The sequence below is a fragment of the Catenulispora sp. MAP12-49 genome, from assembly GCF_041262705.1.
In the GTDB taxonomy this organism is placed as follows: Bacteria; Actinomycetota; Actinomycetes; order Streptomycetales; family Catenulisporaceae; genus Catenulispora.
The window spans coordinates 641,655-649,657 of sequence record NZ_JBGCCP010000003.1; the positions used below are offsets into that span (position 1 = coordinate 641,655).

General features: G+C 71.2%; 7 protein-coding genes. All 7 read left to right on the forward strand.

Going from position 1 to position 8,003, the window contains the following annotated elements; genetic code table 11:
- Window positions 1–146: 146 nt before the first annotated feature.
- The 7 genes from infB (at window position 147) to rsrA (ending at window position 7,457) form a co-directional block, all read left to right on the forward strand.
- Complete coding sequence (infB, locus tag ABIA35_RS10030; protein ID WP_370357626.1) at window positions 147–3,353, forward strand: translation initiation factor IF-2; 3,207 nt, start codon at window positions 147–149, stop codon at window positions 3,351–3,353.
- Between the two features lie 125 nt (window positions 3,354–3,478).
- Window positions 3,479–3,760: a DUF503 domain-containing protein gene (locus ABIA35_RS10035; RefSeq protein ID WP_370338233.1), complete on the forward strand. Its 282-nt coding sequence runs from the start codon at window positions 3,479–3,481 to the stop codon at window positions 3,758–3,760.
- 28 nt (window positions 3,761–3,788) lie between these two features.
- Window positions 3,789–4,247, forward strand: a complete 459-nt coding sequence (gene rbfA, locus ABIA35_RS10040; RefSeq protein WP_370338235.1) for a 30S ribosome-binding factor RbfA — start codon at window positions 3,789–3,791, stop codon at window positions 4,245–4,247.
- Window positions 4,248–4,251: 4 nt separating this feature from the next.
- Complete coding sequence (truB, locus tag ABIA35_RS10045; protein ID WP_370357627.1) at window positions 4,252–5,169, forward strand: tRNA pseudouridine(55) synthase TruB; 918 nt, start codon at window positions 4,252–4,254, stop codon at window positions 5,167–5,169.
- Window positions 5,170–5,299: 130 nt separating this feature from the next.
- The gene (locus ABIA35_RS10050; protein ID WP_370338240.1) at window positions 5,300–6,262 is read left to right on the forward strand and encodes a bifunctional riboflavin kinase/FAD synthetase; all 963 of its coding nucleotides are present in this window, start codon (window positions 5,300–5,302) and stop codon (window positions 6,260–6,262) included.
- A gap of 286 nt (window positions 6,263–6,548) precedes the next feature.
- Window positions 6,549–7,169, forward strand: a complete 621-nt coding sequence (locus ABIA35_RS10055; protein ID WP_370338480.1) for a sigma-70 family RNA polymerase sigma factor — start codon at window positions 6,549–6,551, stop codon at window positions 7,167–7,169.
- A 6-nt stretch (window positions 7,170–7,175) separates the two neighbouring features.
- Window positions 7,176–7,457, forward strand: coding sequence for a mycothiol system anti-sigma-R factor (gene rsrA / locus ABIA35_RS10060; protein ID WP_370338242.1), 282 nt, complete (start codon window positions 7,176–7,178; stop codon window positions 7,455–7,457).
- The last annotated feature ends 546 nt before the right edge of the window (window positions 7,458–8,003 follow it).

Below are 8,003 nucleotides of genomic sequence, written 5' to 3' on the forward strand. Positions count from 1 at the left end.
CAGGTGCGTGGAACAGAGAACCCAGTACTAGTCGGAAGCAGGTCGAGTCAGGCGATGAGCACTCGATGAGCAGCAACACGCGATGAGTACGCCCATGCAGTAACCAGACGGCTTCGCGAACAGGCGCGGGCCGAAGAAGGAGTGAAGTGGCCAAGGTCCGGGTCTATGAACTCGCCAAGGAACTCGGAGTAGAGAGCAAGGTCGTGATGGCCAAGCTCCAAGATCTGGGTGAGTTCGTCCGCTCGGCGTCCTCCACAGTAGAGGCGCCGGTCGTCCGTAAACTGATCGACAGCATCCAGCAAGGTGAATCCGGCGGCGCCAAGGGCGGCGCCGCGAGGTCGGCCGCCTCCGGGCAGTCGGCCCCCGCCGCGAAGTCCGCGGCCACCTCGAGCACCCCGCGTCCCGGCGGTGCCCCCAAGCCCGGTCCGCGCCCCGGCCCGGTCGCGCCCAAGCCCGGCCCCGCGGTCCCCGCGCAGGCCCAGGCGGCGGCAGCGGCTGCGAGCCCGGTGGCCGAGACCCCCGCGCCGGCCGCCCCCGAGACTCCGGCCGCTCCGGCCGAGGCCAGCCCGGCCGCGACCAGCCCGGCGGCTCCGTCCCCGGCGCCCACGCGCCCGGCGTCCTCGCCGAACCGCCCGAACCAGGGTCAGGGCCAGGGCGGCCAGGGTCAGGGTGCCGGCGGGGCGATCCCGCCGCGCCAGTCCCCGTCCGCCGGCGGCAGCATCCCGGGTCGCCCGGGTCCGCGCCCCGGTACGCCCGGCGCCCCCGGACAGCGTCCCGGCGGCGACCGTGACCGTGACCGTGATCGCGGTGACCGCGGCGACCGCGGTGATCGCGGCCAGCGCCCGGCGCCCGGCGGTGCCCGTCCGGGTCCGGCCGGCGCCCAGCGTCCCGGTCAGGGCCAGGGTCAGGGCCAGGGCAACCGTCCCGGCGCCCCGACCCCGGGTCCGCGTCCGGCCGGTCCGCGTCCCGGCAACAACCCGTTCACGTCCTCCGGCTCGACCGGCATGCAGCAGCCCCCGCGGCCCGCGCCGCGTCCGGGCCCGCCGACCGGCTCCACCGGCGGCGGCGACGGCGGCCCGCGTCCGGGCATGCCGCCGCGTCCCGGCGGCGTCCCCGGCGCCCCGCGTCCGAACCCGGGCATGATGCCCGGCCGTGCCGCGCCGCGTCCCGGCGCCGGTCAGGGCCGCCCCGGCGGTCCCCGTCCGGGTGCTCCGGCCGGCGGTCCCGGCGGCCGCTCCGGCGGTCCGCGCCCCGGCGCTCCGGCCGGCGGTCCCGGTGCCCGTCCCGGCGGCGGTGGCGGTGGCGGCGGTTACGGCGCCCCGCGTCCCGGCGGCGGTGCTCCCGGCGGCGGCGGTGGCGGCGGCTACGGCGGCCGTCCCGGCGGCGGTGGCGGCTACGGCCGCGGCGGCCGTGCCGGCGGCGGCGGTACCGCGGGTGCCTTCGGCCGTCCCGGCGGTCGTCCGGGCCGCGGTCGCAAGTCCAAGAAGCAGCGGCGTCAAGAGTTCGACAACATGCAGGCGCCGTCGCTCGGCGGCACGATGCTGCCCCGCGGCAACGGGCAGACCATCCGCCTGCCCCGCGGCGCCTCGCTGGTCGACTTCGCCGAGCGCATCAACGCCAACCCGGCGTCCCTGGTGCAGGTGATGTTCCACCTCGGCGAGATGGTGACGGCGACGCAGTCGGTCTCCGACGACGTCTTCGAACTGCTCGGCCAGGAGCTCGGCTTCACCGTGCAGATCGTCTCGCCGGAGGAGGAGGACCGCGTACTGCTGGAGTCCTTCGACATCGACTTCGGCGAGAACGAGGGCGGCGAGGACGACCTGCGCGTGCGTCCGCCGGTCGTGACCGTCATGGGTCACGTCGACCACGGTAAGACGCGCCTGCTGGACGCCATCCGCAAGACCAACGTCATCGAGGGCGAGGCCGGCGGCATCACCCAGCACATCGGCGCCTACCAGGTGGTCGCCGAGGTCGCGGGCAACGAGCGGGCCATCACCTTCATCGACACCCCCGGTCACGAGGCGTTCACCGCCATGCGTGCCCGCGGTGCCAAGGCCACCGACATCGCGATCCTGGTGGTCGCGGCGGACGACGGCGTGATGCCCCAGACGATCGAGGCGCTGAACCACGCCCAGGCGGCCGACGTGCCGATCGTGGTCGCGGTCAACAAGATCGACAAGGAGGGCGCCGACCCGACGAAGGTGCGCGGCCAGCTCACCGAGTACGGGCTGGTGGCCGAGGAGTACGGCGGCGAGACCATGTTCGTCGACATCTCCGCCCGGGAGGGCCTGAACATCGACCAGCTGCTGGAGGCGGTCGTGCTGACCGCCGACGCCTCGCTGGACCTGCGGGCCAACCCGGACATGGACGCCCAGGGCGTGGCGATCGAGGCCAACCTCGACCGCGGCCGCGGCGCCGTGGCCACGGTGCTGGTGCAGCGCGGCACGCTGCGCGTGGGCGACTCGATGGTCGTGGGCGACGCCTACGGCCGGGTGCGCGCCATGATGGACGACAACGGTGAGAACGTCACCGAGGCCGGGCCCTCGCGTCCGGTCCAGGTGCTCGGTCTGACCAGCGTCCCGGGCGCCGGCGACACCTTCCTGGTGGTCGAGGAGGACCGCGTGGCCCGGCAGATCGCCGAGCGCCGCGCGACCCGCGAGCGGAACGCGGCCATGGCCCGCTCCCGCAAGCGCGTCTCCATCGAGGACTGGGAGAACGTCATCAAGGCCGGCGAGGTCCAGCAGCTCAACATCATCATCAAGGGTGATGGTGCGGGCTCGGTGGAGGCCCTGGAGGACTCCCTGCTCAAGCTGGACGTCGGCGACGAGGTCGACCTGCGCGTCGTGCACCGCGGCGTCGGTTCCATCACCGAGTCCGACGTGGACCTGGCGATGGCCTCCGACGCGGTCATCCTGGGCTTCAACGTCCGACCCGACGGTCGGGCGAAGACCAAGGCCGACCGCGAGGGCGTCGAGATCCGCTTCTACTCGGTCATCTACCAGGCGATCGAGGAGATCGAGGCGGCCCTGAAGGGCATGCTGAAGCCGGAGTTCGAGGAAGTGCAGCTCGGCACCGCCGAGATCCGCGCGATCTTCCGCTCCAGCAAGATCGGCAACATCGCCGGCTGCATGGTCCAGGACGGGGTCATCCGGCGGAACTCCAAGGCGCGCCTCATCCGGGGCGGGTCCGTGGTCGCCGACAACCTCACGATCGTCGGGCTGCGGCGCGAGAAGGATGACGCCACCGAGGTCCGCGAGGGCTTCGAGTGCGGTATCAACCTCGGGTCGTACAACGACATCAAGGAGGGCGACATCGTCGAGACCTTCGAGATGCGTGAGAAGCCGCGCGCCTAGTAGGTCGCGGTAGCGGTAAATGGGGCGGCCCATCCGGGCCGCCCCGACTACTCTCTTCTTTGTAAAGGGAAGAGAACTCATCCCCTGGGCCGGGTTGGCCCTGATGTCCAGTGTTCGTGGGGATTATGACCCTCGACATCCTCCTCGGCGACGTGCATTCGCTGAAGGAGAAGCGCGGGATCGTGAAGCCGATCCTGGCCGAGTTGGACCGGCGCGCCGGAGTCGGCGCCGCCGAGACCGGCCATCTAGATCTCCACCGCCGCGCCGAGATCGGCGTCGCGGTGGTCGCGGCCACGGCCGCACGAGTGAATGAAGTCCTGGACGATCTCGAGGGCGCCGTAGCGTGGCGTCCGGAGATCGAGCTGCTCAGCGCCCGAAGACGGCTGCGCAGTGATGAGGACGACTAGGCATCCGAGCTAGAAGGAGTGAGTTCGCATGGCGAACAACGGAACGCGCGCCGCGAAGCTGGCCGACCGGATCCGGGTGATCGTCGCCGAGACCCTCAAAAACCGGGTCAAGGACCCCCGGCTCGGATTCGTCACGATCACCGACGTGCGCATCACCGGCGACCTGCGCGACGCCACGGTGTTCTACACCGTCTACGGCAGCGAGGAGGAGCGGGCCGAGTCCACGGCCGCGCTGGAGTCGGCCAAGGGCATCCTGCGCACCGAGGTGGGCCGGCAGACCGGCGTGAAGCACACGCCGTCGCTGACCTTCATCGCCGACGCCATCCCCGAGGGCGCCCGGAACATCGAGGACCTGCTGGCCAAGGTCGCGGTGTCCGACGCCGCGGTCCGGGACACGGCGGCCACCGCGGCCTACGCCGGCGAGCCGGACCCCTACCGGGCCCCGCGCGCCGACGAGGACTTCGACGACGAGGACGAGGACGCCTGAGCCGGTGGGCAAGCGCACGAAGGCCGACGACGGCCCCGGCGGTCTGGTGATCGTCGACAAGCCGGCCGGCTGGACCTCGCACGACGTGGTGGGCCGGGTGCGGCGGCTGGCGCGCACCCGGCGCGTCGGCCACGCCGGCACGCTGGACCCGATGGCCACTGGCGTGCTCGTGGTGGGCGTGGAGAAGACCACGCGGCTGCTGGGCCACCTGGCCCTGACCCGCAAGACCTACGAGACCACCATCCGCCTGGGCCAGAGCACGATCACCGACGACGCCGAGGGCGAGGTGACCGACAGCGCCGACGCCGCGAACGTGTCAGATGACACGATCCGTGGCGCGATTCCGTCGTTCACCGGCGAGATCATGCAGCGTCCGTCGGCGGTGTCGGCGATCAAGGTGGACGGCGTCCGGTCCTACAAGCGGGTCCGCGAGGGCGAGACGGTGGAGCTGGCCGCGCGGCCGGTGACCATTCACCGCTTCGACGTCCTCGCGATCCGACGGCAGGGCGCACTGGTCGATGTGGACGCCATAGTCGAGTGCTCGTCGGGCACCTACATCCGGGCTCTGGCCCGCGACCTCGGCGCGACGCTCGGTGTCGGCGGGCATCTCACGATGCTGCGGCGCACCGCGGTCGGCCCCTACGGACTGGCCCTGGCGCACCCGCTGGCCGAGCTGACCGACCTGGTGGACGGCGGCGGGGAGCTGCCGGTCGTGCCGCTGGAGGTGGCCGCGCGGGCGGCCTTCCCGGCGCGGGACGTCGGCGCCGAGGAGGCCGGTGCGGTGGCGCACGGCGGATTCCTGGCACCCTCCGGGCGGCCGGGGGAGCCGGTGGCCGTGTTCGGTCCGGACGGGCGGTTCCTCGCGCTGTACGAGGATCTGCCGAGCGGGAAGAAGGCCAAGCCGGTCGCGGTCTTCATCTGACCGGCCGGTCCGCAGGACCTAGGTCCAAGATCCCAGAAAGATCGCACCGGGGACCGATTGCGCGTCGGCGGTCCCCGGATGGCACTCTTGTGTGTCGGCAGACTCTTCCAACCCCAAGGCAGGCACCCCCGTGGAACGCTGGCACGGCACCGCCGAGGTCCCGCAGGACTTCGGCCCCTCGGTCGTCACGATCGGCGTCTTCGACGGCGTTCACCGCGGGCACCGCGAGGTGGTCCGCACGGCGGTGGCGCAGGGCCGCGCGCTCGGCGTGCCGACCGTCGTGCTCACCTTCGACCCGCACCCCAGCGAGATCGTGCGCCCGGGCAGCCACCCGCCGCTGCTGACCACCCAGCGCCACCGCGCCGAGCTGCTCGCTTCCGAGGGCGTGGACGCGGTGCTGGTGCTGCCGTTCAGCCTGGAGGTCTCGCGCTGGTCGCCGGAGGAGTTCATCCGGACGGTGCTGGTGGAGTGCCTGCACGCGCGCGCGGTCGTGATCGGCGCCAACTTCCGCTTCGGCCACCGGGCCGCCGGCGACGCCGCGGCGCTGCAGGAGGCCGGCGGCCGGTACGGCTTCGACGTGGTGCCGGTGAGTCTGAAGGGGCCCGAGGGGGAGACCGCCGACAACCGCTTCTCCTCCACCCGGGTCCGCGCCCTGATCGGCGAGGGCGACGTGGCCGAGGCCGCCGCGCTGCTGGGCCGGCCGCACCGGGTCGAGGGCGTCGTGGTGCGCGGCGACCAGCGGGGCCGGGAGCTCGGCTACCCGACGGCGAACGTCGAGACCGTGCCGTTCGCGGCGGTTCCGACCGACGGCGTCTATGCCGGTTGGCTGATCACCGACGTCGACAAGCCGGACAAGGCGGTCCGGCACCCCGCGGCGATCTCCATCGGGACCAATCCGACCTTCGACGGTGTCGACCGCCGCGTCGAGGCCTACGCGCTGGACCGCGACGACCTGGACCTGTACGGCACGCACGTCGCCGTGGAGTTCGCCGCGCGCATTCGGGACACCCTGAAGTTCGACTCGGTCGAGGCCCTGCTGGTCCGGATGGCCGACGACTGCAAGGTCGCCCGGGAGATCACCGACGCCGCCTGAGGCGTTCGTCACAGCGGGGGCGGCCCACGTCACAGGGCCGTCACCGCCAGGAATACCGCTGTCCCCCACTCGGTTGTACCGCGTGAACCCTCAAGGGTCCGACCACGTTGTCGAGGGGACAGGAATGACTTTGGCACTGAAGCAGCGCCGTCCGGCAGTCAAGATCGATTTGTCGGCGGCCACGCCTTGGATAAGCTCTTCGGGTACCCCCGAGGAGGTGAGGACGGTCGCCGTGACCGCTGACGACGCACGTGGCGAGGCCGTCATTACCGAGGCCGTGTCACCCGTGGAGAAGGCCGCAGACGCGCCGCGCGTGGACCCCGGTGAATCCGAGGACGCCCGCAACGAGCGCTTCGAGCGTGACGCCCTCGTCTACCTGGACCAGCTGTACCCGGCCGCGCTGCGCATGACGCGCAACCCGGCCGACGCCGAGGACCTGATCCAGGAGACGTTCGCCAAGGCGTTCGCCTCCTTCCACCAGTTCCGCGAGGGCACCAACCTCAAGGCCTGGCTGTACCGGATCCTCACCAACACGTTCATCAACAGCTACCGCAAGAAGCAGCGCGAGCCCCAGGTCAGCCCGACCGAGGAGATCGAGGACTGGCAGCTGGCCCGGGCCGAGTCGCACAGCTCGGCGGGGCTGCCCTCGGCCGAGACCGTGGCCCTGGACCACCTGCCCGACTCCGACGTCAAGGAGGCCCTGCAGGCCATCGGCGAGGAGTTCCGCATCGCGGTCTACCTGGCCGACGTCGAGGGCTTCGCCTACAAGGAGATCGCCGACATCATGGGCACGCCGATCGGCACCGTGATGTCCCGGTTGCACCGCGGGCGCCGGCAACTCCGTGCGATGCTTGAGGACTACGCGCGGGAGCGCGGCCTGGTGGCCGCCGCGTCGGAAGGGAACTGAAGCGCCATGAGCTGCGGCCAGCCGCATGAGACGCCGTGCACCGAGGTCCTCGACCATCTCTACGAGTACATCGACAACGAGATGCCCGATGAGGACTGCGCGGCGGTTAAGCGCCACCTGGACGAATGCGCGCCCTGCCTGGAGAAGTACGGGCTGGACGCGATGGTGAAGAAGCTCGTGCAGCGCTGCTGCGGGTGTGACGAGCCGCCGGTGGACCTGCGCGACAAGGTGCTCGCCCGGATCCGCCAGGTGCGCGGCGAGGTCGCTGTGGGTGGCGCGGGGGAGTAAAGACGGTAACGGACCAAGGGCGCGCTTCGGGCGCGCCTTTGGCATGTTCCGGTCGGATCCACTCGTACGAGTGGATCTTTTCTTGACTGGCGGCAGATTTTCCTCTGTACTCGTACGTGCTTTGATCCATTCCCGCGGTTCTGAGGGCCGCGGGTAAGTCATGGAAGACGGTGTTTCGGAATGCTCCATCTCATCGGCGGCGGGCTCTGAGTCGGGCCATCCCGACTCCTGCCATCCCACAGGCCGGTGCCGCCCCATGTGCCGGCCTGTGGACCTGCCGGGCGTTTCGTGACAGGGTTTTGCGTTGACCGGTGCTGACGCGCTCCCTGCGCGGACTAGAGGATGACCGATGCCGTTCTCCGTGCGGTGCTACATCTTCGGTTTGGTGGTGGCGGCGATCCTGTTGCCCATTTATTTGGTTAAGCAATGAGGGCGAGTTCGAGGCGGGAGAGGTGGCTGGTGCGGGTGCGGTCCAGTGGCTTGTCGTTCCACCAGGCGTCCAGCCGGATGAGGTTGAGTGCTGTGGCGCTGTAGATGTGTTCGAGT

Excerpts from the sequence above, each read along its gene's own strand:
- ABIA35_RS10035 (WP_370338233.1), top strand. The coding sequence starts at position 3,479 with ATGACCCTCGACATCCTCCTCGGCGACGTGCATTCGCTGAAGGAGAAG.
- rbfA (WP_370338235.1), top strand. The coding sequence starts at position 3,789 with ATGGCGAACAACGGAACGCGCGCCGCGAAGCTGGCCGACCGGATCCGG.
- rsrA (WP_370338242.1), top strand. The coding sequence starts at position 7,176 with ATGAGCTGCGGCCAGCCGCATGAGACGCCGTGCACCGAGGTCCTCGAC.